Below are 23,509 nucleotides of genomic sequence, written 5' to 3'. Positions count from 1 at the left end.
GGGAAAGCGCTGATGGCCATTTCCGAACTCGTTCGCGCCGAATGCCGCAGGCTGGCGTCGAACTACCCTCAGCCGCGCAGCGCGTTGCTACCGATGCTGCATCTGCTGCAGTCCGAAGAGGCCATGGTCACGTCCGAGGGCATTGAAGTCTGCTCCGAGATCCTGGATCTTTCAACCGCTGAGGTCAACGCGGTCGCGACTTTCTACACCATGTACCGCCGTTCCAGCACGGGCGGCGAACACCACATCGGCGTGTGTGTCAACGCCATGTGCGGACTCTTGGGCGGGGACGCGGTCTACGAAGCGGTCGCGAGGCGGCTCGGTGTGGGCAACTGCGAATCGACTCCGGACGGATCATTCACCCTGGAGCGGATCGAGTGCCAGGCGGCCTGCACACACGCACCCGTGATGACCGTGGACTGGGAGTACTTCGACCAGACGTCGGTCGAGGACGCCATGGATGTGATCGACAAGTTGGAGCGCGGCGAAGAAGTCCAGCCCACGCGGGGTCCGGCGGTTCGAGGCTGGAAGGCGTCGGAGCGAACGATCGCGGGGCTAGACGACGGGCTGGCGCACGAAGGCGGCGGCGCGGATGATCTGATGCTCGCCGGACTCACCCGTGCCCGTGAGTTGGGCGAGAGCCGCTGATGCCGCTAACACCAGTCATTACGGCCCACTGGGATGAGGCCGACTCGTTCACGATCGAGGGCTACCGCAGGCACGGCGGATACTCCGCGGTGGTCAAGGCACTGGCGATGTCCCCCGATGACGTCATCGGGCACATCAAGGATTCAGGGTTGCGGGGCCGTGGGGGTGCCGGCTTCCCGACGGGCATGAAGTGGGGCTTCGTCCCTCAGGGCGACGACCGGCCGCACTACCTCGTGGTGAACGCCGACGAATCCGAGCCCGGGGCGTGCAAGGACATCCCGATCCTGTTGGCGAATCCCCACGCACTGGTCGAAGGCATCGTCATCGCGTGCTGGGCGTTTCGCGCCAAGCACGCCTTCATCTACATACGTGGCGAAGTTCCGCACCCAATGCGCCGACTCCGCCGTGCCGTCGAAGAGGCGCGTGCCGCCGGTTTCATCGGGCGCAACGTACTCGGTTCCGGCATGGACCTTGACGTCGTTGTCCACCCTGGCGCCGGGGCATACATCTGCGGCGAGGAGACCGCGCTTCTTGACTCGCTGGAGGGCAGGCGCGGGCAGCCAAGACTGAAGCCGCCGTTCCCGGCGACCTCTGGGCTGTACGCGTCACCAACCGTGGTCAATAACGTCGAAACGATCGCTTCAGTGCCGTACATCATTGAGAACGGCACGACGTGGTTCCGCGGCTTCGGCACCCAGAAGTCACCCGGGTTCAAGGTGTTCGCGGTGTCCGGGCACGTCAAGCGCCCTGGCATCTATGAAGCGCCGCTCGGAACAACGATGGCCGAGCTACTGGACTACGCCGGCGGCATCAGGGACGGGCATTCGCTGAAGTTCTGGCTGCCGGGTGGTTCGAGCGTGCCGATGCTGCTTGCGGAGCACCTGGACATTCCGATGACGTACGAGGACATCGCGGCAGCCGGAAGCATGCTGGGAACCGGCACGCCCATGGTGTTCGACGAGACCACCAGTGTCGTGAAGGCGATCAGCCGCTGGCTGGAGTTCTACAAGCACGAGTCGTGCGGCAAGTGTTCACCCTGCCGCGAAGGCACATATTGGATCAGCGGGGCACTGAAGGAGTTCACCAAGGGCGCCGGCCGAGCCGAGGACGTGGACCGGCTCGTGGAGTTGTGCCAGAACATCTTCGGACGTTCGTTCTGTGCCCTGGGTGACGCGGCGTCCACTCCGTACCCGGCGGCACTGAAGTACTTCCGCGACGAGTTTGAAGCGTCTTGCGTTGAAGCGCCTGACGAAGTTTTCGACCCGGCGGAAACCATGGTCATTCCCGCCCCTTCGCTCACCGGAGTTCTCAAGTGACCGCCACCAAGCCCGAAGTCGCGCCCAAGGTGTCCAACACGGCGACGGGCGTCATCGATGGACGCCAGATCACTGTGCCAAAGGGCACCATGATCATCAGGGCGGCTGAGCTACTTGGGATCGAGATTCCTCGATTCTGCGATCACCCCAGACTCGACCCGGTCGCGGCGTGCCGGATGTGCCTGGTGGAAATCGAGGGGATGGGCAAACCTCAGCCTTCCTGCGCGATCCCCCTGGGCGACGACATGGTCGTGAAGACCCAGTTCGCCAGCGCGGAAGCTGACACGGCGCAACGCGGCGTGATGGAGTTCCTGCTGCTGAACCACCCACTGGACTGCCCCGTGTGTGACAAGGGAGGCGAGTGCCCCCTGCAGAATCAGGCGATGTCGGCGGGCAATGCAGAATCCCGATTCCATTTGGCCAAGCGGAAGTTCCCCAAGCCGGTCAACGTGAACAGCGAAATCCTGCTGGACCGCGAGCGATGCGTGTCGTGTGCGCGTTGCACCAGATTCGCCGCCCAGATCGCCGGTGATCCATTCATCTCGCTGCAGCAGCGCGGAGCCAGCCAGCAAGTCGGCATCGGTGAGGAACCGTTCGACTCATACTTCTCCGGCAACACCGTGCAGATCTGTCCAGTGGGGGCGCTGACCAGCGTTGGCTACCGGTTCCGCGCTCGTCCGTTCGATCTCGTGAGCGTGCCCACAGTGTGCGAGCACTGCGCCTGCGGCTGCGCTCTGCGGACCGACTACAGGCACGAGGCGGTGATGCGCCGGCTGGCCTGGGAAGACTCGGATGTCAATGAAGACTGGAACTGCGACAAGGGCAGGTACGCGTTCACCTACGCCGATGGGGGCCGACTGACTACGCCGCTAGTTCGCGAAGGCGGCGAACTCCGCCCAGCGTCTTGGCCAGAAGCGATATCGCACGCCGCGGCGGGGCTGTCCGGGGCCAGGGGGCGTGCCGGATTCGTTGTGGGCGGCCGGTTGACCGTCGAGGACGCCTACGCGTACTCAAGATTCGCCCGCGTCGCGATGGGCACTGACAGCGTCGATTTCAGGGCCCGGGCGGCGTCCTGGGAGGAGGCCGATTTCCTGGCTGCCCGTGTGGCTGGCACGTTCGGCCCGACCTACCAGAACTTGGATTCGGCGCCAGCTGTTCTGCTGGTCGGGTTCGAGCCGGAAGAGGAATCCCCGATTGTCTTCTTGCGGCTGCGCAAGGCCGCCAGGAACGGCGTGACTGAGGTAATCAGTGTCGCTCCATTCATGTCCGAGGGTGTGCGCAAGTGCGGCGGCAGACTGCATGCGGCCGTGCCCGGTGCGGAAGCCGAGACCCTGGCGGGTCTGCCGACAGCGGATATTGAGCTGCTGAAGAAGCCGGGCGCTTTGATCATGGTGGGTGAGCGGCTGGCTGAGTCGGCTGGCGCTTTCTCCGCCGCGACGGCCCTAGCCGACAAGACCGGCGCGATGCTGGCATGGATGCCTCGCCGAGCTGGTGAACGAGGGGCGCTCGAAGCTGGTTGCCTGCCTGGGCTGCTTCCCGGCGGACGGCCCTTGGCTGATGTAGTGGCACGCGCGGAAGTAGCCGCTTCGTGGGGGACCGAGCCGACTCGATTGCCGACGGAAGCCGGGTTGGACCTTGAGGGCATGATCGCCGCCGTTGACGAACACGTCGCGCGGGATGGGGGGACCGGTTCGGGTGGTGAGACCGTGCCGAGTCTTGGTGCCCTGGTCGTGGCCGGGGTCGAAGTGGCGGATCTGGCGGATCCCGACGGCTTCATGCGCGCTGTAGAAGCTGTTCCGTTCGTGGTCTCCCTGGAGACACGGCCAACGGAAGTGACCGGCCTAGCCGATGTCGTATTCCCCGTTGCCGTAGTCGCCGAGAAGGCAGGGGGATTCGTGAACTGGGAGGGCCGACAGCGCGATTTCCCCGCGGTCTTCAACCGCCCCGGCTCGTACTCCGACGCTGAGGTCTTGGCGATGCTGTCCGAGCGCATGGGGCTGGACGTGCCACCTCGGACCGCTGCCGAGCTGAACGCCGAACTGGGCTCGCTCGGCAGATGGACCGGCGCGCGGACTGCACCCCCTCCCGGGGCCGGAGGGCCCGATGCCGACGTCGGGCCAGGTGCGCTTCCCGGGCCGGGTGAAGCGGTGCTCGCGACGTGGCGCCTGCTGCTTGACCTGGGAGTGATGCAAGAAGGCGAGCCGTTCCTGGCGGGAACGCGCAAGCCGACCGTTGCCAGGCTCAGCGCCGCGACAGCCGCTGGCGTCGGCGTGGCCGATGGAGACCCCGTTAGCGTGTCCTCTGGATCCGGTTCGATCACCGTGCCCGCCAAGCTGACCGACATGCCGGACGGGATCGTGTGGATTCCGGCGAACTCACCAGATTCCAGGATCGCGACGCTGCGAGCCCGCCAGGGCGACACAGTGCGACTGGCGAGAGGGGGCAGTGATGCCTGAACTTTCCGCTTTCGGCAATGACCCGCTCTGGCTTGTCGCGGTGAAGACCGTTGGAGTCGTCGCGCTCCTAGTGCTAGTGGTCCTGTTCACGATCTGGTTGGAGCGCAGGGTCGTCGGCAGAATGCAATCGCGCATCGGGCCGAACCGTGCCGGGCCGTTCGGACTGCTTCAGCCGCTGCTCGATGGTGTCAAGCTCGCGTTGAAGGAAGAGATCATCCCCGTGACGGCCCACAAGGCCGTCTACTGGCTAGCTCCATTGCTGAGCGCTACGACAGCGTTCGCGGCCTACGCTGTTATCCCCTTCGGTCCCACAGTGTCGATCTTCGGCGTCGAGACTCCGTTGCAGCTCACCGACTTCCCGCAGTCGGTGCTTTATGTGTTCGCCGTGGCGTCGATCGGCATCTACGGGATCGTCCTCGCGGGGTGGTCTTCCGGTTCCACATACCCGTTGCTGGGGGGCTTGAGGTCGAGCGCCCAGATGATCTCCTACGAGATTTCGATGGGGCTGTCCTTTGTCGCGGTGTTCTTGTACGCCGGGACGATGTCAACGTCGCAGATCATCTCCGCGCAGCAGTCGGTGTGGTTCGCGGTCATGCTGGCACCCTCGTTCGTCATCTACGTGACGGCGATGATTGGGGAGACAAACCGCGCCCCCTTCGACCTTCCTGAGGCGGAGAGCGAACTGGTCGGCGGGTTCCACACCGAGTACTCGTCGCTGAAGTTCGCGATGTTCTTCCTGGCCGAGTACATCAACATGGTCACCGTCGCCAGCATCGCCACGACCCTGTTCCTGGGTGGCTGGCTGGCGCCCTGGCCTTTGTCGCTCATCCCAGGCGTCAATGAGGGTTGGCTGCCGATGCTGTGGTGGCTGCTGAAGACCTTGTGCTTCATCTTCTTGTACATCTGGCTGAGGGGGACCCTGCCCAGACTGCGCTACGACCAGTTCATGTCATTCGGTTGGAAGTTCCTCATCCCGGTGTCGCTGGTGTGGATCGTGCTCGTATCCGGAGCCAGGGTCGCCAGGGATCAGTCGGGCACTTCAGCTAGCCAGATGCTGATCATCGCGGCCGTGGCGCTAGCCGTGTTGCTGCTCGTGGTTCTGCTAGCGCAACTTCGCCGCGTTCAGGACGAAGAGCCGCCGGAGGAAGTCAGCGATGTCCTGGACGTGACAGACGAGATCTTCCCCGTGCCTTTGTTGCCAGGGCAGCACCTGGTGTACACATCCCGGGTTTCGGGACCGGCCACCGTGTCGTCGCCAGGCGCGAGCGGGGAGGCACACGATGCCTGAGCTGCCCCCCTCGCTCCGGGGTTTCTGGGTCACGTTCCGAACGATGTTCCAGCGTGTTGTCACCGAGCAGTATCCGGAGCAGAAGGCCAAGTACCCGCCGAAGCCTCGGTTTCACGGCAGGCATCAGCTGAATCGTTATCCGGACGGGCTGGAAAAGTGCGTTGGGTGCGAGCTGTGCGCGTGGGCTTGCCCCGCGGACGCGATCTACGTCCAGGGGGCGAGCAACACCGAGGCCCTAAGATTCTCGCCCGGCGAGCGCTATGGACGCGTCTATCAGGTCAACTACACCCGGTGCATCTTCTGCGGGCTATGCATTGAGGCGTGCCCGACCCGGGCGTTGACCATGACACACGATTTCGAGCTGGCCGACACCAGCAGGGCTGCCCTGATCTATGACAAGGACCAACTCTTGGCTCCGTTGACCGGCGGGATGGTCGCGCCTCCGCACGGCATGGCGGAAGGTGCCACCGAGCGTGACTACTACTTGGGTTCCGTGACAGGCCAGGCGCCGCAGTCGCGGGAACCAGCCTCGAGCAGCTCGGAGGCCTCGTCATGAACCCGGTTGTCGACGCGGTTGGGCAGACCATGAGCTCGGGCGAAGAAATCACCTTCTGGATCTGCGGCACTCTGGCGGTGATGGGAGCGCTGGGGCTGATCCTGTCTCGGAAGCCGGTGCACAGCGCGCTGTTCGTCGCGCTGACGATGGTCAACCTGGCGATCCTGTACGCGGCGAACGACGCGGTCTTCTTGGGCCTAGTCCAAGTGATCGTCTACACGGGTGCGGTCATGATGCTGTTCCTGTTCGTTCTGATGCTGATCGGGGTCGACTCGTCCGACTCACTGATCGAGACGCTCAAGGGCCAGCGCATAGCGGCCGTCGTTCTTGTCGCTGGGTTCGTCGCCGTCATGGTCATCGCTATCGGTGGCGCCCTGGCGAACGTGACCACCGTAGGGCTGGAAGACGCCAACGCCGCATCCGGCGGCAACGTCGAGGGACTCGCTCGCCTGATGTTCACCAAGTATCTGGTCGACCTGGAGGTAGTGGCGGCGCTCTTGATAACGGCCGCCCTAGGCGCTCTCATCCTCACCCATCGCGAGCGCTGGGCACCACGGCGCGGCCAGCGTGAGATGGCCCAGGACAGGATCGCCGCGTTCGCTGAAGGACAGCATCCCGGGGCGCTGCCAGTCGCGGGCGTACTGGCGACAAGCAACGCCATCGGCACGCCCGCGCTTCTGCCGGACGGAAGCATCTCCGAGGCATCGGTGCCGGTACCGCTGCGAGGTGAGCGGCGCTCCAGGCTGTCGACGACCGCTGGGGAGATCGCCGCGGATATCGCGGAGGTCGCCGAGATCTCGGTCGGCGAAGAGGTTGTGCGATCCGAGGAGCTAGCGGGAATCGACGGTCATGTGGACTCCTCGGAGGTTTACCCGCCCTCCGAGGACGAGACAGGGACCCGGACGGAGGGTGAGTGATGGATCCTTCGGCGTACGTGATGCTGTCAGCTGTTCTGTTCGGCATCGGCATGCTCGGTGTCTTGATCCGGCGCAATGCGATCGTCGTGTTCATGTCGGTCGAGCTGATGCTCAATGCGGCGAACCTGGCGTTTGTGGCGTTCGCCCGGATCAACGGGAATCTGGACGGCCAGGTGATCGCGTTCTTCGTGATGATCGTGGCTGCCGCGGAAGTCGTGGTCGGACTCGCGATCATCATGACCATCTTCCGGACCCGGCGGTCGGCCTCCATCGACGAACCCAGCCTGCTGAGGAACTGATCCATGATTCCAATGTCGATTTCAGACGAGGCGGTCGAACCGATCACCTCGGCTATCACAGCGGGCGCGGCGGGAGGCGGCTTCTCGCTGATGTGGCTGCTTGTCGCGTTCCCCGTTGTAGGTGCGCTGGCACTGTTCCTGGGCGGGCGCAGGACAAACGCGTGGGGCCACCTGCTAGGTGTCGTGATGCCGCTGGGGTCCTTCGCGCTGGCGGTTGCGCTGCTCGTCCAGATGATGTCGTTGCCGGTTCAGGACCGGATCGTAACCCTGGACCTGTGGGACTGGGCTTTCGCTGGGACCTTCAACGCTGACTTCGCCCTGCGCCTGGATCCGTTGTCGTTGGTCTTCGTGCTGCTGATCACCGGCGTTGGGTCCCTGATACACATCTACTCGATCGGCTACATGGCCGAGGATCCCGACAGACGCAAGTTCTTCGCGATGATGAACCTGTTCGTCGCCGCGATGCTGCTTCTGGTTCTTGCTGACAACTACCTGCTGCTGTATGTGGGCTGGGAGGGCGTCGGCCTGGCTTCCTACTTGCTGATCGGTTTCTGGCAGTTCAGGGACTCCGCAGCGGTGGCCGCGAAGAAGGCCTTCGTGATGAACCGTGTCGGTGACGTGGGGCTGGGCATCGCGATCATGCTGATGTTCGTCACGTTCGGGTCGGTGGCGTTCTCGGATGTCTTCACTGGCGCGGAGAACGCTGACAGCACGACGCTGACCGTCCTGGGTCTGGCGTTGCTGCTAGCGGCTGTCGGCAAGAGCGCCCAGTTCCCCCTGCAGGCATGGCTGCTTGACGCGATGGAAGGCCCGACCCCCGTGTCGGCTCTGATCCACGCGGCGACCATGGTCACGGCGGGCGTCTACCTCATCGTGCGTAGCAACGCGATCTTCGACCTGAGCGGCGCCGCGCTGAGTTTCGTTCTGGCGGTCGGGATTATCACGATGCTGATGGGCGCCATCATCGGTTGCGCGAAGGACGACATCAAGAAGGCCCTCGCCGGGTCGACCATGAGCCAGATCGGGTACATGTTCCTGGCCGCGGGTCTCGGGCCGGCCGGGTACGTCTTCGCGATCTTCCACCTGCTGATGCACGGGATGTTCAAGGCGGACCTGTTCCTTGGAGCGGGCTCGGTCATGCACGCCATGAAGGACCAGCTGGACATGCGCCGCTTCGGCGCGCTGCGTGCCGTGATGGTCGTGACTTTCGGAACATTCGTGTGCGGCTACCTGGGAATCACCGGAATTCCGCCGTTCGACTCGTTCTTCTCCAAGGACGACATAATCAAGGCCGCCCTGAGTCAGAACTGGTTGGCCGGGGTGGCGGCGATCTTCGCTGCGGGGCTAACAGCGTTCTACATGACGCGCATGCTGGCGATGACCTTCTTCGGCAAGAAGCGCTGGACGGACGACGCTCATCCGCATGAATCCCCCGCGGTCATGACGTTTCCCATGATCCTGCTGTCTTTCGGCGCACTGTTCGGCGGGTTGATCAGTGTGTACGTGCTTGATCTTGAGTCCTGGCTCGAGCCCATCACCGGGTTCGAAGCCGGTGAACTTCCCATCGCTGAGGGACTGTTGCAAGGCATCACTTTGGCGACCATCGCTGTGGGCATCGTGCTGGCCTGGAGGCAGTACGCCGCGCGGGAGGTGCCCGAGTCGCCGCCGAAGCAGGTGAGTCCGCTAACCGTCGCCGCCCGGCACAACCTGTACGACGACGCGGTCAACGAGACCCTGTTCATGCGGCCGGGCCAGTACTTGACCCGGCTACTGGTGTGGTTCGACGGCAGCGGTGTGGACGGTGCTGTGCGTGGTGTCGCCGCGGCATTCGCGGGTGCGGGTGAGCGATTGCGGCTGGTGCAGAGCGGTTTCATTAGGAGCTACGCGTTGATCATGGTCTTCGGGGTCTTGCTACTCGGCGGCGTCCTCGTGGTTTCGAGGGTGATCTGATGGGAATCTTGACTGTCCTCGGACTCGTGCCCCTGGTCGGGTCGGTCGTCGTGGCGTTCCTGCCGTCCGGGCAGCCGGCCGTGGCCAAGCGCGTCGCGCTCATGGTCGCGACAGCCACCTTCGCGATCGCGGTCGTGCTGGCGATCGCCTACGATGCCGGCTCAACGCAGGCGTTCCAGTTCGTAGAGACCCATCAGTGGATACCTACCCTCGGCATCACATACTCCGTCGGCGTGGACGGGATCGGGCTGGTGCTGATCCTGCTGGCGACGCTGCTGGTCCCGATCGTCATCATGGTCGGCTGGAACGATGTGGAAGTCACCGCCGGACTGTCCAATGGGTCGCAGCCGCAGGGCAGTGTCAAGGGCTACTTCGCGCTCATGCTCGTGCTCGAGGCATTCGTGATCGGAGTGTTCGCCTCACTCGACGTCCTGCTGTTCTACGTCTTCTTCGAGGCCGTTCTGATCCCTGTGTACTTCATGATCGGGAGGTACGGGACCGGTCGACGGGCGTACGCGGCGATCAGGTTCCTGATCTACAGCCTTGTCGGCGGCCTGGTGATGCTGGCCGCTTTGGCGGTGCTTTGGTACGTCTCGCTTCAGGCCTTCGGGTACCCGACGATGTACCTGCCCGACCTGCTGTCGATCGAGATTGACCCGACGTTGCAGGGGTGGCTGTTCTGGGGGTTCTTCCTGGCGTTCGCCATCAAGGCTCCGCTTTGGCCTCTTCACAGTTGGCTGCCGAGCGCTTCTGGATCGGCGACTCCAGGCACGGCGGCGTTGCTGATTGGGGTGCTGGACAAGATTGGCACTTTCGGGATGCTGCGCCTGGCTCTGCCGCTGTTCCCCGAAGCGTCCCAGTCGTTCGCGCCCATCGTCATCGCGATGGCCGTCATCGGGATCTTCTACGGGGCGCTGGTGGCCATCGGCCAGAAGGACATCAAGCGGCTGTTCGGGTATGTCTCGCTTTCGCACTTCGGCTTCATCACGCTGGGGATATTCGTCTTCACATCCCAGGGACAGTCAGGTTCGGCGTTCTACATGCTGGGCCACGGGATAAGCACCGCGTTGCTGTTTGGGGTGCTGGGCTACATGATCGCCAGGCGCCGGTCGTCGCTCGTGGCGGACTTCGGTGGAGTCAACAAGGTCGCTCCTGTGCTGGCTGGGTTCTTCCTGGTCGCCGGGCTGTCGGCCCTGGCCTTGCCGGGGATGATGACATTCCTTTCTGAGTTCCTGGTTCTGGTGGGCACGTTCTCTCGGTACCCGTGGCTGGGCGCGGCGGCGACTGTGGCGATCATCCTCGCGTCGCTGTACGTGCTGCTGCTCTACCAGCGCACGATGACCGGCGCGCCCGCGGAGTCAGTCAAGGGCATGCATGACTTGTCCGGTCGGGAGAAATGGGCGCTCGCGCCTCTGATGGCCTTGATGATCGTGCTCGGTTTCTTCCCAGGCCCAGTGCTCGAAGTGATCAACCCGGCTGTCCGGACCACGATGGAGTGGGTAGGAGTGACCGACCCGCCACACCCGGTCCAAGCCGACAGCCTGGGGAGGGTTGAGCCGTGAGTTCCATCGCAGCCGTGATCGCTGAACCAATCGCGTTCCCCGAGATCGCGTGGCTCCAGGTAGCCCCGATCGCCATCGTGCTGGCCGCTGGCTCGATCGGCGTGGTGTTGGAGGCGTTCCTGGGCCGGTCAGCCCGCCGTCAGGTGCAGCTCACACTGACATTCGCGGCCCTTATCGCCGCGTTCGCCATGGTGGTTCTGGCCGCGGGCTCGTTCCAACTGGTCGTCGGCGGCGCCATCGCGATCGACGGTCCGGCGCTGTTCCTTCAGGGCGCGATCCTTCTGATCGCCGTCCTTGTGGCCCTGCTCATGGCCGAGAGGCGCGTGGACCCCTCCGGCGATGCCTTCGCGGCACGAGCGTCGGCGATGCCCGGTACGACAGACGAGCGGGAGTTGACCGCACGCGGGTACTCGCAGACCGAGATCTGGCCGCTGTTCCTGTTCTCAGTCGGGGGCATGCTGTTGTTCACGGCGGCCAACGACCTCGTGACCATGTTCATCGCGCTGGAGATCATGAGCCTGCCGCTGTACCTGCTGGCCGGAATGGCCAGGAGGCGCCGGTTACTCAGTCAGGAAGCGGGTCTGAAGTACTTCATCCTGGGGGCGTTCTCGTCGGCGTTCTTCCTGTACGGCGCTGCCCTGATCTACGGATACGCGGGCAGCGTGACTCTCAGCGCGATCGCCACCGCTGTGACAGCGCAGCCAGCGATGTCGGGCCTGTTCCTCGGCGGTATGGGCCTGTTGTGCGTCGGACTGTTCTTCAAGGTGTCGGCCGTCCCGTTCCACTCGTGGGCCCCGGACGTGTACCAGGGAGCGCCCACTCCGATCACTGCTTTCATGGCGACGGGCGTGAAGATCGCCGCGTTCGGGGCGTTCCTGCGTCTGATGTACGTGGCGTTCGCCGGAGCGGCCTGGGACTGGCGTCCAGCGTTCTGGGCGATCGCCATACTTACGTTCTTCTTTGGCTCAGTGATAGCTCTGGCGCAAACTGACATCAAGCGCCTGCTGGCCTACTCCTCGATCACCCACGCCGGGTTCTTGCTACTGGGCGTCATCGCGGTGAGTCCGGAAGGCCTGACCGCGACGATGTTCTACCTGGTGACCTACGCTCTGGCGACGGTTGGCGCTTTCGGACTGTTGACCCTCGCTCGGAGCCCAAGCGGAGAAGCGTCGACGTTGGACCAATGGCGGGGGATGGGACGGCGCAGTCCGTGGATCGCCGGGGCCTTGACCCTGTTCCTACTGTCATTCGCGGGGATACCGCTGACCGCTGGGTTCGTCGGGAAGTTCGCTGTGTTCGCGGCCGCCGCTACCGCCGGAGCGGGCTGGCTGGTGCTGTGCGCGGTCCTGGCGAGCGCGATCGCGGCCTTCTTCTACCTGCGGGTTGTGGTCGTGATGTTCTTCTCCGCACCTCCGTCCGAGCCCGCCGAGATCGCCGTGCCTAGCGCCTACACTCGCCTGGCTATCGGGTTCGGGGCGCTGGCGACGATAGTGCTTGGAGTCTTCCCTCAGCCCATCCTGGACCTGGCGAGCCGGGCTGATCTTTTCGTTCGCTGACCGCCTGAGTCAAGGCATCCGCGCCACCCCGCGTGCGCGCCGCGTGCGCGCCGCGTGCGCGCCGCCGTGTCCGAGCACCGGCGCCCGGGTCCGGCTTCGGCGATCGACCCGCCCCCACCCCTACACCCTCATTTGTGAAGAGCCCCTTAATGCGAAGACCCGGATTCGCGCCATCTGTCTGCGATGGCTGTCGGAGAAGGGATGGCGGTCGGGCGCTCAGCGGGTGCGCAGGATCCACGACGCGGTGAAGTTGGGCGGGGGTTCATCGATTCCCAAGCGCGGGCCGTCCGACGGAAGCACTGACCACTGCGCGAAAACGACTACGTAGGGTGAGAAGTCACGACTGTCGGCCGCTTCCGGGATCTTGAATGCCCGTGACCATCCATCATCGTCGCGGCAGGGAAGCCTGCTGCCGACCGATTGATCACAGATTGTCACGATCTTCGGCTCACTCGAAGGGACGCCGTCAGCACCCAGTCCGCCTCGGAACACCCGCATGTCCACCTCCCACGGTGAAGCGACGTGGCCGAAGCTCAGTGTCGCGCCCTTGAGCGGGCCCTGGGGAGTCGGCCATACCACGGGGTTCGGCGGCTGTTGCTTGACCAGCTCCCCGTCGACCGCCCACACATAGGCCATGAGCTCCGGCTCGAAGGACCCGCCGTCGGCGCGCGTTATCACCGCCTCCGGCGGCGAGTCCGACACGGGCCGAACGAGAAGGAACTCAGGCCCTTCGGGAGGAAACGAGACCTCTCCAGGTTCCTCAGACGCCATGTTCGACCCCTCTCTGAACGCGCAGCCCGCCACAAGCAGCTGCAGACACAGCACCAGCGAGACACCTTGCCTGATATGTGGGCACGCTATCGCTTGCCGCATACTCGCGCTCAGTTCCGCTTCCCCGTGACGGTGCAGCGGACGGCGTACCAGCTCTTGCCAACCTTCCCACGTTCGTACGTCCCGCTCTTCTCAATGCTCCGCCCGTACCCCTTGCCCCTGTACGTGGCGGTCACATGGCATTTGTCGTGGCCGTAGACCCTCACATACTTGGAGACCAAGATCGTCTTCGATCCGGGGACGCCGATATCGGCCCAGCCGTACCAGGCGGTTTCCTGGAGCTGTGACTCGGCATGCAATGCACTGACGTAGGCCTCGCATTTCGCGGTGGCCCCGACGTTCACTCTCCCCTTCTTGTGATGCGAGAGGTGTGGGTTATGCGATTTGATACGACACCCGGACGGACTGGGTCCATTGGCCTTGCCGCCCACAAGGCGGCTTCGGCGTCTGGCCTCCTCGGCGGAGCCAGACGGTTGCGCGGCTTCTTGGAAGGCCACGGCCTCCGCGCCGTGCTGGGCTTCCCGGGGGCCGGCCTCTCGTCGCACAGCGTCGTCAGCGGTGCCGCCGCAAGCCGCGAGCAGAAGGGCGCCAGTCAACGCCACCGCAATCTGGACTGACCTACCGTTGCCTCTCACGTTGAAATGCATGATCACGCCGTCCTTTCGTGCAACTTGCTTCTGCGGGAACGCTCACCACACGCCGTCACCCGTTGACCACGCACCGTAGCTCCTCCGGGGGGGGGTGTCAAGCGGACGCGTTGGCTCACGCCGGATGCCCGCGCAGTCGGCTCAATCGACTCACCGACCACATCGCCCATGCCTGCTGGAGACAGCCGGGTTCAGATCCCGACCACACCCTCGACTTTGATGAGCCGGTAAACCCCTCCCCCTCCCCGGCTTCGCCGGGTAGGGGCATCCCCTCTGGGGAAGGGGGACCCCCAGTAGAACGTCGGCCTACCGCAGGAACGTCGGCCTACTGACACGACTTCGCTCCCGTCGGTGGCATCGCCTACCCTCGTGGAATGGCCAAAGTTCAGGCGCCAAGCGGTTTCAACGTGGGGGACGCCGAGTTGGAGCGGCGAATCCTGGCTGGCTTGGACAGTGTGGAAGCTGCCCTGGCCGATGCGGTCAAGAGCGAAAACCCCCTGGTGTCAGAAGTCTCGCATCACCTTCTGGACGCCGGAGGCAAGCGTTTCCGTCCCATGGTGGTGCTGCTGGCCGCTCAATACGGCGACCCGACCTCGCCGGGGATCATTCCAGCCGCGGTCGTAGTTGAACTGACTCATCTAGCGACCCTGTACCACGACGACGTGATGGATGAGGCGCCCCGCAGACGCGGGACTGAGTCGGTGAACGCGCGCTGGGGAAACACCATCGCGATCCTCGCCGGGGATTTCCTCTTCGCTCGCGCTTCGGAGATCCTGGCCAGTCTGGGCTCGGAAGCCGTCCAGTTGCAGGCGCAAACGTTCGAGAGGCTGTGTGTTGGTCAGATCCGCGAGACTCAGGGCCCACTGGAAGGCGAGGGCGCGATAGACCACCACTTGTCAGTCCTGGCTGACAAGACGGGGTCATTGATCTCCACGGCCGCCAAGTTCGGCACGTCTCTTTCCGGCGCCGACGAAGCAACGGTGGATGCTTTGACCGCGTTCGGTGAGCGGATCGGCGTGGCCTTCCAACTGGCTGACGACTTGGTTGACATCACCAGCGAGTCCAACGAGTCAGGCAAGACGCCGGGGACCGATCTTCGAGAGGGGGTTGCGACCTTGCCCGCGCTGATCGTGCTGGGAGGCGACAACCCGCGCGACGAGCGTTTGCGGGAACTGCTCTCCCGTCCGCTGACTGACGATGACGAGCACGCTGAAGCCCTGAAGCTCCTGCGCGATCACGAAGCCGTGGATCTGGCCCGCGCCGAAGCTCATCGAAGAGCTGACGAAGCCAGGGAGTGCCTGGCTGGACTGCCTGACGTCGCTGCCACAGCCGCGCTGAGGCAGCTATGCGACTATGCGGTGGCCCGCACGTTCTGAGGGCTTGGCGCCGCAGCCGGGACCCCAGCCCTCAAAGGAGCAGCCTCGCGGCTAGGTCGGTCATGACTTCCGTGGCGCCGCCTCCGATTCCAAGGATGCGCGCATCCCTGTAGTGGCGCTCGACCTCACTGTCCCGCATATACCCGGCGCCGCCGTGCAGCTGAACCGCGCGGTCGACGACGTACTCGCATGCCTCGACCGCAGTCTGTTTGGCGAGTATGGCCAGGGCAGTCACTTCCTCACCGGCGGCATGCCTTACGGCGACTTCGCGCGAGTAGCGGCGCGCCACGTCAGTGCGCCGGTGCATTTCGACCAGCGTGTGCCGAACGACCTGCCGGGTGATCAGTGGTCTGCCGAAGGTCTCGCGCTCTCGGCACCAGCGCAGCGTCAGATCCAGGCATCGCTGGGCGGTGGCGTAGCCAGTGATGGCAAGGGTTAGGCGTTCGGTGACGAAATGTCGGGCCAGAGACGCGAACCCCTCTTCGGCGCCGAGCAGATTGGCCTCGGGGACGCGGACGTCCACGAACGCTAGCTCAGCGGTGTCGCTGCACCGCCAGCCCATCTTGTCGAGCCGTCGAGTGACGCTGAAGCCAGGCATTCCTCGTTCAACGACGGCCAGCGAGACTCCAGCGGCGCCCGGCCCCCCGGTGCGTACCGCCACGACGACATGATCAGCGCGAGCTCCGCTGGTTATGTAGGTCTTGGCGCCTGAGATCGTCAGCTCACCGTCGTGGCGGGTGGCTCGCGTCCGCAGGTGAGCCACGTCAGAGCCGCCATCCGGCTCGGTGACCGCCAGAGCCGACAGGGCTTGGCCGGCGAGAACGGGCCTAACGAAGTGGTCGAGCAAGTAGTCGGCACCCGCTCGGTCACCACGGTCGAGACGGCGCTGGGCCTCATCGACAATGTGCGGAGTGGCGATGCCGTGAGTGAACAGTGCCGCCATGACACCGCCACTGCCCCCAGCGCGCAGCGTTTCCTCAAGGACGATGGCCAGATCTATGGCATCTCCGCCGCTGCCCCCGACGTTCTCCGGGTAGCCGATCCCCAGCAGTCCGACCTTGGCGGCCTCGGCGTGGAGCCACAGTGGGAGTTCCCCCTGTTCCTCCCATTCGGGCATGTTCGGGGCTACGTGTTCGGCCATGAAGCCGTTCACTGATGCGGCGAGCGCCCGGCGTTCGGGGGTCTGGAATGGGTCCGGCAGGAATGTCACGCAGACAGGCTACGGGGCTGCCGGTCAGGCGATTTCCCAGGTGTCCTTGCCATGAAGCAGGTCGGCCAGGGCGTCTTCGTCCGAACCCTCGTGCTTCCCGGCCTCCTCCATCTGTTGGCGGGCGAGCCGGTCGTAGGATGCCCGGTGGACGTCCCGGAAGACCCCGATGGCCGTGTCACGCAAGGTCGTGGGATCGGCGAGCCGAGACAGGGCGAACGCTACCCCTGGGTCGGGGGCGTGGACGTCATGTACGAGCAGCGCGGATTCACCCACGTCGGAGACGCTGACGACGCGAATCGTGCCGTCAGGGCGGCGCACTACGCCCTTGTCGCCGTCGCTTCCGAATCGGATCGGCTGAGTGTGCTCCAGCCTGATCATGTCGTCATCCCGGGTGTCTGGGTCCTTGAGATTCTGGTACGCGCCGTCGTTGAAGATGTTGCAGTTCTGGTAGATCTCCACAAGCGCCGACCCTTCATGGGCGGCTGCCGCGGATAGGACCGAGACCAGATGCTTGCGATCGCTATCGATCGTGCGAGCCACGAACGTTGACTCCGCGCCCAGGGCGAGCGAAACCGGGTTGAAGGGATAGTCCAGCGATCCCATCGGGCTCGACTTGGTGATCTTGCCCTGTTCCGACGTGGGTGAATACTGCCCCTTCGTCAGCCCGTAGATCCGGTTGTTGAACAAGAGGATCTTGATGTTGACGTTGCGGCGCAGCGCGTGGATCAAGTGGTTGCCGCCGATGCTGAGCGAGTCACCGTCGCCGGAAACCACCCACACCGACAGATCGGGGCGAGAAACCGCCAGGCCTGTCGCGATCGTGGGCGCGCGGCCGTGGATGGAGTGCATGCCATAGGTGTTCATGTAGTAGGGGAACCGGCTGGAGCAGCCGATTCCGGAGATGAACACGACGTTCTCGCGCTTGATGCCGAGGGCGGGCAGGAAGCTCTGGACTCCGGCGAGGATGGCGTAGTCGCCGCAGCCTGGGCACCACCTCACTTCTTGACCGCTCTTGAAGTCCCGGGCACTCTGCTTGGCAGCGGCCTTCGGTACCAGGTTCAGCACCGGGAACCGCAAGCTCGCGTCAGATGTCATCGCGCACCTCCCTGTGTAGCGTGGGGCGGTCTCTCGGACGTGTCGGCGGACGGAGCGAGGGTGGACAGGATCACTTCAGCCAACTCCTCGGACCGGAACGGCATGCCGCGAACCTGGTTGTAGCCCTCGGCGTCGACGAGGTACTTCGCCCGGATCAGCATTCGGAGCTGTCCCAGGTTCATCTCCGGGATCACCACGCGTTTGTACCCGCGCAGGACTTCGCCCGTGTTGGCTGGGAAAGGGTTCAGGTGGCGCAGATGGGCGTGTGCGACCGAGTGGCCTGTGCGCCTTAGCCTCCGCACCGCCGAGCCGATCGGGCCGTAGGTCGAGCCCCAACCAAGTACGAGGACTTCGGCGTCTCCGGTCGGATCATCGACGGCCAGTGGTGCGATGTCCGACGCGATGCCGTCGACCTTGGCCTGCCTGATCCGCACCAGGCGGTCGTGGTTGTCGGGGTCATAGGAGATCTCGCCGGTGAGGTCGGCCTTCTCGATCCCGCCGAGACGGTGCTCTAACCCCGGAGTTCCCGGGATGGCCCAGGGGCGGGCTAGCGTGACTGGATCGCGCTTGTACGGGTAGAAGACATCGTTGCCTTCGTCGTCAACCGCGTTTGGCCCTGAAGCGAACTCGACGTCCAGGCGTGGCAGCTGTTCAACATCTGGGATCCGCCATGGCTCGGTCCCGTTCCCCAGGTACCCGTCCGAGAGAAGCAGCACGGGGGTGCGGTACTTGGTCGCGATGCGCGCTGCTTCGATCGCGGCGTCGAAACAGTCTCCGGGTGACTGCGGCGCCACTATAGGCACGGGAGCCTCGCCGTTTCGCCCGAACATGGCCTGCAGCAGATCGGACTGCTCGGTCTTGGTTGGCAATCCGGTCGAGGGGCCTCCACGCTGGACATTGACCACGACTAGTGGCAGCTCGAGCGCGACAGCGAGCCCGATCATCTCGGACTTCAACGCGAGTCCCGGCCCGCTCGTGGTCGTGATCCCCAACGCCCCGCCGTACGCCGCGCCCAGTGCCGCCCCAACGCCCGCGATTTCGTCCTCGGCCTGGAACGTCATCACATCCAGATCCTTGTGCTTGCTCAGCTCGTGGAGGATGTCGGAGGCCGGGGTGATCGGGTACGAGCCAAGGAACAACCGCAGGCCCGAGCGGACGCGGGCGGCGATCAGCCCGTAGGACAGTGCCAAGTTGCCGGTGACGTTGCGGTAAGTGCCTGGAGGGAGCTTGGCGGGCTTCACCTCGTAGCGGACCGCGAAGGACTCAGTCGTCTCACCGAATGACCAGCCAGCTTCGAACGCCGCGAGGTTCGCCGCCAGGATCTCCGGCTTGCGGCCGAACTTCTCGGTCAGGAACTGGCGAGTCTGCTCGGTCGGCCTGCTGTACAGCCACGACGCCAGTCCGAGGGCGAACATGTTCTTGGACCGCTCGGCTTCCTTCTTGGTGATGTCGAACGGCTCCAACGCGCCGACCGTGAGCGAAGTCAGCGGCACGGCATTGACGTTGTAGGAGTCCAGTGATCCGTCCTCTAGCGGGTTGGTCTCGTATCCAGCCTTCGCCAGGGAGCGGCTGTCAAACTCGTCCACGTTGACTATCAGCTGGCCGTCGACTGACAGATCGCCGATGTTCGCTTTCAACGCGGCGGGGTTCATCGCCACGAGAACATCGGGCGCGTCGCCGGGTGTCAGGATGTCGTGGTCGGCGAAGTGGATCTGGAACGCCGACACTCCGGCGAGGCTTCCCGCTGGCGCCCGGATCTCAGCCGGGAAGTCCGGGAGAGTCGACAGATCGTTGCCCAAGGACGCTGTGGCCGATGTGAATCGGTCCCCCGTGAGCTGCATCCCGTCGCCGGAGTCTCCAGCGAAACGGACTATGACGTGGTCGCGCTGCTCAGTCTTCTTGCTCACTTCACCTTGTCCTAGTCCGTCGGCTCTAAGGCGGGGAGTCGGCTTTGATACCGATTGTGCCCCACTCCGCGGGTAACAGTCACATCACCTGTAGTTGGTGAACTGGACCGCGAAGTCCAAGTCCTTCTCCTTGATCAGCGAGATCACAGCTTGCAGGTCGTCGCGCTTCTTGCCCGAGACGCGGACCTCGTCTCCCTGGATCTGGATCTTGACGGCCTTGGGCCCCTCTTCCCGGATGATCTTGGAGATTGACCGGGCCTGCTCGGATGTCAGCCCGGATTGGAAGGTGGCTGTGATCCGGTGTTCCTTGCCGGAAGGCTTGGGGTCATCGGCCTCCAGGGACTTCAAGCTCACCCCGCGCTTGACGAGCTTCTCCTCGAACACGTCCAGTGCCGCCAGGGCCCGTTCCTCGGTGCTGGCTCGCAGGAGGACTGACAGATCGCTGGCCCACTCGACGGACGCGCCGGTGTTTCTGAAGTCGAACCGCTGCCGCAGCTCCTTGGAGCACTGGTTCAGTGCGTTGTCCGCCTCCTGGCGATCCACCTTGCTGACTACGTCGAATGAGCTGTCGGCCATGCGGATGCCGCTCCTTCTGGTTGCCGGATTGTCATACCCATTGTGCCTCCGACTGGCCCTTGGTGCTGCGAAGGACCGGATCCTCTGCTCTAGGCGCGGTGATTCCCCAGGCTCTCCTGACGTATCCGTGGGTCATTTCGGCTCTTCCCCCAACAGAGGTAACGCGCTCAAAATGGGTGAGGCACCACTCCACCACACGCGCTCAAAGAAGCTGAGGCACGCCGAAGGGTTGCGTCACAGAGTGACCGCTGAGACACTGCCAGTATGCGATTGAGGTTTACAGGAATCGCGGCGTTTGGTGTTGGTGTGGCCTTGGCGCTGGGTGCGTGCTCCCCGCCGACCGACACCGAACCTCTCCGAGAGGCCGGCGGGCCTGCGGAGTCGGCGTGTTCGTCGCTTCGGGTGGGTGACACCGGTCCTGGTGGCGGCAGCATCTTCTACAAGGACATGAATCGTCCAGCGGGATCGCGGTGTTTCGAGGCCGCGCCAAGTGGCTGGAACGGCGGCGGCAGCGACCCGAGCTTGGCGTGGGGGACGACCGGTAAGTGCGCGTCTACCAGTTTTGCGACTGGTACGGCGATTGGTGACGGGGAGGCGAACACGACCGCGATCACCAGTAGTACCGCGTGTGACACAGCGGCGAAGGCTCCGGCGGCGTGGGCGGCGAAGAACTACGCCGGTGGCGGGAAGAGTGACTGGTTCCTACCGTCCAAGGATGAACTGAATCAGTTGTACGCACAGGAAGCCACTGTTGGCGGGTTCGCCGGTGGCAGCTACTGGTCCTCGTCGCAGGCCAGTGCGCGCAACGCGTGGGGCCAGGGCTTCGTCGGTGGCGCCCTGAACGTCGTCAGCCAGGGCTACGCCGGCCGTGTGCGGCCGGTCCGGGCTTTTTAGCGATTCAACCATTCATCACTTGTTCTTCGTTCTTCGGTTTCGGGGGCCGCTCGTAGGGCGGCCGCGAACTTCTTGGCTCTCCGGTCGTTTCCGTGGGCGCCCTTCTTGACAGGTTGAAGGCGACGCGCCGACCCCCACAGGAGCCCGCGCGCTCAATGAAGCTGAGGCACGCTGAAGGGTTGCGTCACAGAGTGACCGCTGAGACACTGCGCGTATGCGATTGAAGCTAACAGGAATCGGGGCACTCGCCGCCAGCATCGCTCTCGTAATGGCCGCGTGCTCCAGCCAGACCGAACCAGCACGTGACGTCGCGACGACGCCCACCACGTCGGCATCAGCGTGTGTAGTGGGCGAACCCGGCCCGGGTGGAGGGACGATTTTCTACCGCGACGCAGCGACGGGACTGTGCTTCGAGGCCGCGCCAAGTGGCTGGAACGGCGGCGGCAGCGACCCGAGCTTGGCGTGGGGGACGACCAATAAGTGCGCGTCTATCAGTATTGCGACTGGTACGGCGATTGGTGACGGGGAGGCGAACACGACCGCGATCACCAGAAATACCGCGTGTGATACACCGAAGAAGGCTCCGGCGGCGTGGGCGGCTAAGAACTACGCCGGTGGCGGGAGGAGTGACTGGTTCCTACCGTCCAAGGATGAACTGAATCAGTTGTACGCACAGAAAACCACTGTTGGCGGGTTCGCCGGAGTCCTCGTCTGGTCCTCGTCGCAGAACGGTGCGAGCTACGCGTGGTGGCAGAACCTCGGCGCTGGCGGCCAGATCAGCGACTACAAGGGCCTCACCCTCCGCGTGCGCCCGGTCCGGGCTTTTTAGCGATTCAGCCATTCATCACTTGTTCTTCGTTCTTCGGTTTCGGGGGCCGCTGGTAGGGCGGCCGCGAACTTCTTGGCTTTCCGGTCGTTTCCGTGGGCGCCCTTCTTGACAGGTTGAAGGCGACGCGCCGACCCCCACAGGAGCCCGCGCGCTCAATGAAGCTGAGGCATGCTGAAGGGTTGCGTCACAGAGTGACCGCTGAGACACTGCGCGTATGCGATTGAAGCTGACAGGAATCGCGGCGCTCGCCGCCAGCATCGCTCTCGTACTGGCCGCGTGCTCCAGCCAGACCGAACCAGCACGCGACGTCGCGACGACGCCCACCACGTCGCCCCCAGCGTGTGTAGTGGGCGAACCAGGCCCGGGTGGAGGGACGATTTTCTACCACGACGCAGCGGGGGGCGAGTGTTTCGAGGCCGCACCAAGCGGCTGGTACGGCGGCGAGGACCAGAACTTGGCGTGGGGGACCGGTGGGGGAGCCGCGGGTACGTGCAGCAACCAGGATATTCCTGGCGCGACTGGGATGGCGATTGGTACGGGGAAGGCGAACACGACCGCGATCACCAGTAATACCGCGTGTGATACACCGAAGAAGGCTCCGGCAGCGTGGGCGGCTAAGAACTACGCAGGCGGCGGCTTGAACGACTGGTTCCTGCCGTCCGAGGATGAACTGAATCAGTTGTACGCACAGAAAACCACTGTTGGCGGGTTCACCGTCGTTGACCGCTACTGGTCGTCGTCGCAGTTCGTTGCGCGCTTCGCGCGGTTCCAGGTCTTCGTCAATGGCGACCAGAACTTCGACAGCAAGTTCTTCACCTACCGGGTTCGGCCAGTCCGGGCTTTCTAGCTACTCAACTACTGATCTACTCGTCATTCGTTGGCTCTCCTGATCTATACGTGGGGTCCCCCTTCCCCATCCGCGGAAGCGCTCTGGCGTCGTCGCTGAAGCCTCGCGGGCGCGGTGTGCGCCCGTCGACCTGCTCGGCCGGGTTCGGCAGCCTCGGGCCGGTCAACATCCGCCGAGCCGTCTCGCGGCCATATCGATCTTGCCTTCCATAACAGGCAAGCCTCCCCCCAACACGAGGTCACGCGATCAAAGAAGCTGAGGCACGCCGAAGGGTTGCGTCACAGAGTGACGGCTGAGACACTGCCCGTATGCGTCTGAAGGCAACAGGAATCGCGGCACTCGCCGCCAGCATCGCTCTCGTAATGGCCGCGTGCTCCAGCCAGACCGAACCAGCACGCGACGTCGCCACGACGTCCACCACATCGGCCCCAGCGTGTGTAGTGGGCGAACCCGGCCCGGGTGGAGGGACGATTTTCTACCACGACGCAGCGAAGGGAGTGTGCTACGAGGCCGCACCACGCGGCTGGTACGACGACGGCAAGGACCCGCGCTTGGCGTGGGGGACCGGTGCGTGCGCGTCTACCAGTATTGCGACTGATACGGCGATTGGTACGGGGGAGGCGAACACGACCGCGATAACCAGTAATACCGCGTGTGACACACCGGAGAAGGCTCCGGCGGCGTGGGCGGCGAAGAACCACGCCGGTGGCGGGAAGAATGACTGGTTCCTACCGTCCAAGGATGAACTG

Annotated in this window: 21 protein-coding genes; 15 read left to right on the top strand and 6 right to left on the bottom strand. The window is 64.4% G+C overall.

The features are described from left to right. Positions 1–12: 12 nt before the first annotated feature. The 10 genes from Q8P38_08995 to nuoN are packed head-to-tail and all read left to right on the top strand — an operon-like array spanning position 13 to position 12,548. The gene (locus tag Q8P38_08995; protein MDP4014735.1) at positions 13–648 is read left to right on the top strand and encodes an NAD(P)H-dependent oxidoreductase subunit E; all 636 of its coding nucleotides are present in this window, start codon (positions 13–15) and stop codon (positions 646–648) included. Continuing rightward, the gene (gene nuoF / locus Q8P38_08990; GenBank protein ID MDP4014734.1) at positions 648–1,964 is read left to right on the top strand and encodes an NADH-quinone oxidoreductase subunit NuoF; all 1,317 of its coding nucleotides are present in this window, start codon (positions 648–650) and stop codon (positions 1,962–1,964) included. Before Q8P38_08995 ends, nuoF begins: the two co-directional genes overlap by 1 nt. Next, a complete protein-coding gene (locus Q8P38_08985) occupies positions 1,961–4,420 on the top strand; it encodes an NADH-quinone oxidoreductase subunit G (GenBank protein ID MDP4014733.1) in 2,460 nt (819 codons plus the stop codon). Before nuoF ends, Q8P38_08985 begins: the two co-directional genes overlap by 4 nt. After that, on the top strand, positions 4,413–5,708 hold the full coding sequence (nuoH, locus tag Q8P38_08980; protein ID MDP4014732.1) for an NADH-quinone oxidoreductase subunit NuoH: 1,296 nt from the start codon (positions 4,413–4,415) through the stop codon (positions 5,706–5,708). Before Q8P38_08985 ends, nuoH begins: the two co-directional genes overlap by 8 nt. Next, entirely contained in the window at positions 5,701–6,264 is a 564-nt protein-coding gene (nuoI, locus tag Q8P38_08975; protein MDP4014731.1) for an NADH-quinone oxidoreductase subunit NuoI, read from the top strand. The genes nuoH and nuoI overlap by 8 nt, the downstream gene beginning before the upstream one ends. Next, positions 6,261–7,181: an NADH-quinone oxidoreductase subunit J gene (locus Q8P38_08970; protein ID MDP4014730.1), complete on the top strand. Its 921-nt coding sequence runs from the start codon at positions 6,261–6,263 to the stop codon at positions 7,179–7,181. Before nuoI ends, Q8P38_08970 begins: the two co-directional genes overlap by 4 nt. Next, the gene (nuoK, locus tag Q8P38_08965; protein MDP4014729.1) at positions 7,181–7,480 is read left to right on the top strand and encodes an NADH-quinone oxidoreductase subunit NuoK; all 300 of its coding nucleotides are present in this window, start codon (positions 7,181–7,183) and stop codon (positions 7,478–7,480) included. The genes Q8P38_08970 and nuoK overlap by 1 nt, the downstream gene beginning before the upstream one ends. A gap of 12 nt (positions 7,481–7,492) precedes the next feature. Continuing rightward, positions 7,493–9,430, top strand: coding sequence for an NADH-quinone oxidoreductase subunit L (gene nuoL, locus Q8P38_08960; GenBank protein ID MDP4014728.1), 1,938 nt, complete (start codon positions 7,493–7,495; stop codon positions 9,428–9,430). Next, positions 9,430–10,992, top strand: a complete 1,563-nt coding sequence (locus Q8P38_08955) for an NADH-quinone oxidoreductase subunit M (protein MDP4014727.1) — start codon at positions 9,430–9,432, stop codon at positions 10,990–10,992. The genes nuoL and Q8P38_08955 overlap by 1 nt, the downstream gene beginning before the upstream one ends. After that, positions 10,989–12,548 (top strand): NADH-quinone oxidoreductase subunit NuoN, encoded by a 1,560-nt coding sequence (gene nuoN / locus Q8P38_08950; protein MDP4014726.1) that lies wholly within the window; start codon positions 10,989–10,991, stop codon positions 12,546–12,548. The genes Q8P38_08955 and nuoN overlap by 4 nt, the downstream gene beginning before the upstream one ends. Positions 12,549–12,764: 216 nt before the next feature. Here the strand turns inward: nuoN and Q8P38_08945 are convergent, their stop codons facing one another. Both Q8P38_08945 and Q8P38_08940 read right to left on the bottom strand, forming a co-directional pair. Continuing rightward, positions 12,765–13,319, bottom strand: coding sequence for a hypothetical protein (locus tag Q8P38_08945; GenBank protein ID MDP4014725.1), 555 nt, complete (start codon positions 13,317–13,319; stop codon positions 12,765–12,767). A gap of 110 nt (positions 13,320–13,429) precedes the next feature. Then, positions 13,430–14,026, bottom strand: a complete 597-nt coding sequence (locus Q8P38_08940) for a hypothetical protein (protein MDP4014724.1) — start codon at positions 14,024–14,026, stop codon at positions 13,430–13,432. Positions 14,027–14,400: 374 nt separating this feature from the next. Between Q8P38_08940 and Q8P38_08935 the strand changes: the two genes are divergently transcribed. Then, positions 14,401–15,402 carry a polyprenyl synthetase family protein gene (locus Q8P38_08935; protein MDP4014723.1) on the top strand — a complete coding sequence of 334 codons (1,002 nt, stop codon included), beginning with the start codon at positions 14,401–14,403 and terminating at the stop codon, positions 15,400–15,402. Between the two features lie 31 nt (positions 15,403–15,433). Here Q8P38_08935 and Q8P38_08930 read toward each other — a convergent pair whose 3' ends face one another. The 4 genes from Q8P38_08930 to Q8P38_08915 all read right to left on the bottom strand — a co-directional run bounded on the left by Q8P38_08930 (position 15,434) and on the right by Q8P38_08915 (position 20,190). Beyond that, positions 15,434–16,612, bottom strand: coding sequence for an acyl-CoA dehydrogenase family protein (locus tag Q8P38_08930; GenBank protein ID MDP4014722.1), 1,179 nt, complete (start codon positions 16,610–16,612; stop codon positions 15,434–15,436). A gap of 24 nt (positions 16,613–16,636) precedes the next feature. Continuing rightward, positions 16,637–17,707, bottom strand: a complete 1,071-nt coding sequence (locus Q8P38_08925; GenBank protein MDP4014721.1) for a 2-oxoacid:ferredoxin oxidoreductase subunit beta — start codon at positions 17,705–17,707, stop codon at positions 16,637–16,639. Next, positions 17,704–19,614, bottom strand: a complete 1,911-nt coding sequence (locus Q8P38_08920; GenBank protein MDP4014720.1) for a 2-oxoacid:acceptor oxidoreductase subunit alpha — start codon at positions 19,612–19,614, stop codon at positions 17,704–17,706. The genes Q8P38_08925 and Q8P38_08920 overlap by 4 nt, the downstream gene beginning before the upstream one ends. Before the next feature lie 84 nt (positions 19,615–19,698). Then, positions 19,699–20,190, bottom strand: a complete 492-nt coding sequence (locus Q8P38_08915; GenBank protein MDP4014719.1) for a YajQ family cyclic di-GMP-binding protein — start codon at positions 20,188–20,190, stop codon at positions 19,699–19,701. 264 nt (positions 20,191–20,454) lie between these two features. Here Q8P38_08915 and Q8P38_08910 point away from each other — a divergent pair, with 264 nt between their 5' ends. From Q8P38_08910 to Q8P38_08895, 4 genes are all read left to right on the top strand, one after another. Continuing rightward, positions 20,455–21,084 carry a DUF1566 domain-containing protein gene (locus Q8P38_08910; protein ID MDP4014718.1) on the top strand — a complete coding sequence of 210 codons (630 nt, stop codon included), beginning with the start codon at positions 20,455–20,457 and terminating at the stop codon, positions 21,082–21,084. Positions 21,085–21,298: 214 nt separating this feature from the next. Beyond that, a complete protein-coding gene (locus tag Q8P38_08905) occupies positions 21,299–21,913 on the top strand; it encodes a DUF1566 domain-containing protein (protein MDP4014717.1) in 615 nt (204 codons plus the stop codon). 214 nt (positions 21,914–22,127) lie between these two features. Next, entirely contained in the window at positions 22,128–22,760 is a 633-nt protein-coding gene (locus tag Q8P38_08900) for a hypothetical protein (protein ID MDP4014716.1), read from the top strand. Between the two features lie 308 nt (positions 22,761–23,068). Beyond that, positions 23,069–23,509: hypothetical protein (locus Q8P38_08895; GenBank protein MDP4014715.1), on the top strand; the 441-nt coding region annotated here is incomplete at its 3' end.

The sequence above is a fragment of the Candidatus Nanopelagicales bacterium genome, from assembly GCA_030700225.1.
In the GTDB taxonomy this organism is placed as follows: Bacteria; Actinomycetota; Actinomycetes; order S36-B12.
This window is presented reverse-complemented; position numbering and strand designations above follow the sequence as displayed.

Coding starts and splice junctions, on each gene's coding strand:
- Q8P38_08995 (MDP4014735.1), top strand. CDS start 13: ATGGCCATTTCCGAACTCGTTCGCGCCGAATGCCGCAGGCTGGCGTCG.
- nuoF (MDP4014734.1), top strand. CDS start 648: ATGCCGCTAACACCAGTCATTACGGCCCACTGGGATGAGGCCGACTCG.
- nuoH (MDP4014732.1), top strand. CDS start 4,413: ATGCCTGAACTTTCCGCTTTCGGCAATGACCCGCTCTGGCTTGTCGCG.
- nuoI (MDP4014731.1), top strand. CDS start 5,701: ATGCCTGAGCTGCCCCCCTCGCTCCGGGGTTTCTGGGTCACGTTCCGA.
- Q8P38_08970 (MDP4014730.1), top strand. CDS start 6,261: ATGAACCCGGTTGTCGACGCGGTTGGGCAGACCATGAGCTCGGGCGAA.
- nuoK (MDP4014729.1), top strand. CDS start 7,181: ATGGATCCTTCGGCGTACGTGATGCTGTCAGCTGTTCTGTTCGGCATC.
- nuoL (MDP4014728.1), top strand. CDS start 7,493: ATGTCGATTTCAGACGAGGCGGTCGAACCGATCACCTCGGCTATCACA.
- Q8P38_08955 (MDP4014727.1), top strand. CDS start 9,430: ATGGGAATCTTGACTGTCCTCGGACTCGTGCCCCTGGTCGGGTCGGTC.
- Q8P38_08945 (MDP4014725.1), bottom strand. CDS start 13,319: ATGGCGTCTGAGGAACCTGGAGAGGTCTCGTTTCCTCCCGAAGGGCCT.
- Q8P38_08940 (MDP4014724.1), bottom strand. CDS start 14,026: ATGCATTTCAACGTGAGAGGCAACGGTAGGTCAGTCCAGATTGCGGTG.
- Q8P38_08935 (MDP4014723.1), top strand. CDS start 14,401: ATGGCCAAAGTTCAGGCGCCAAGCGGTTTCAACGTGGGGGACGCCGAG.
- Q8P38_08925 (MDP4014721.1), bottom strand. CDS start 17,707: ATGACATCTGACGCGAGCTTGCGGTTCCCGGTGCTGAACCTGGTACCG.
- Q8P38_08915 (MDP4014719.1), bottom strand. CDS start 20,190: ATGGCCGACAGCTCATTCGACGTAGTCAGCAAGGTGGATCGCCAGGAG.
- Q8P38_08910 (MDP4014718.1), top strand. CDS start 20,455: ATGCGATTGAGGTTTACAGGAATCGCGGCGTTTGGTGTTGGTGTGGCC.
- Q8P38_08905 (MDP4014717.1), top strand. CDS start 21,299: ATGCGATTGAAGCTAACAGGAATCGGGGCACTCGCCGCCAGCATCGCT.
- Q8P38_08900 (MDP4014716.1), top strand. CDS start 22,128: ATGCGATTGAAGCTGACAGGAATCGCGGCGCTCGCCGCCAGCATCGCT.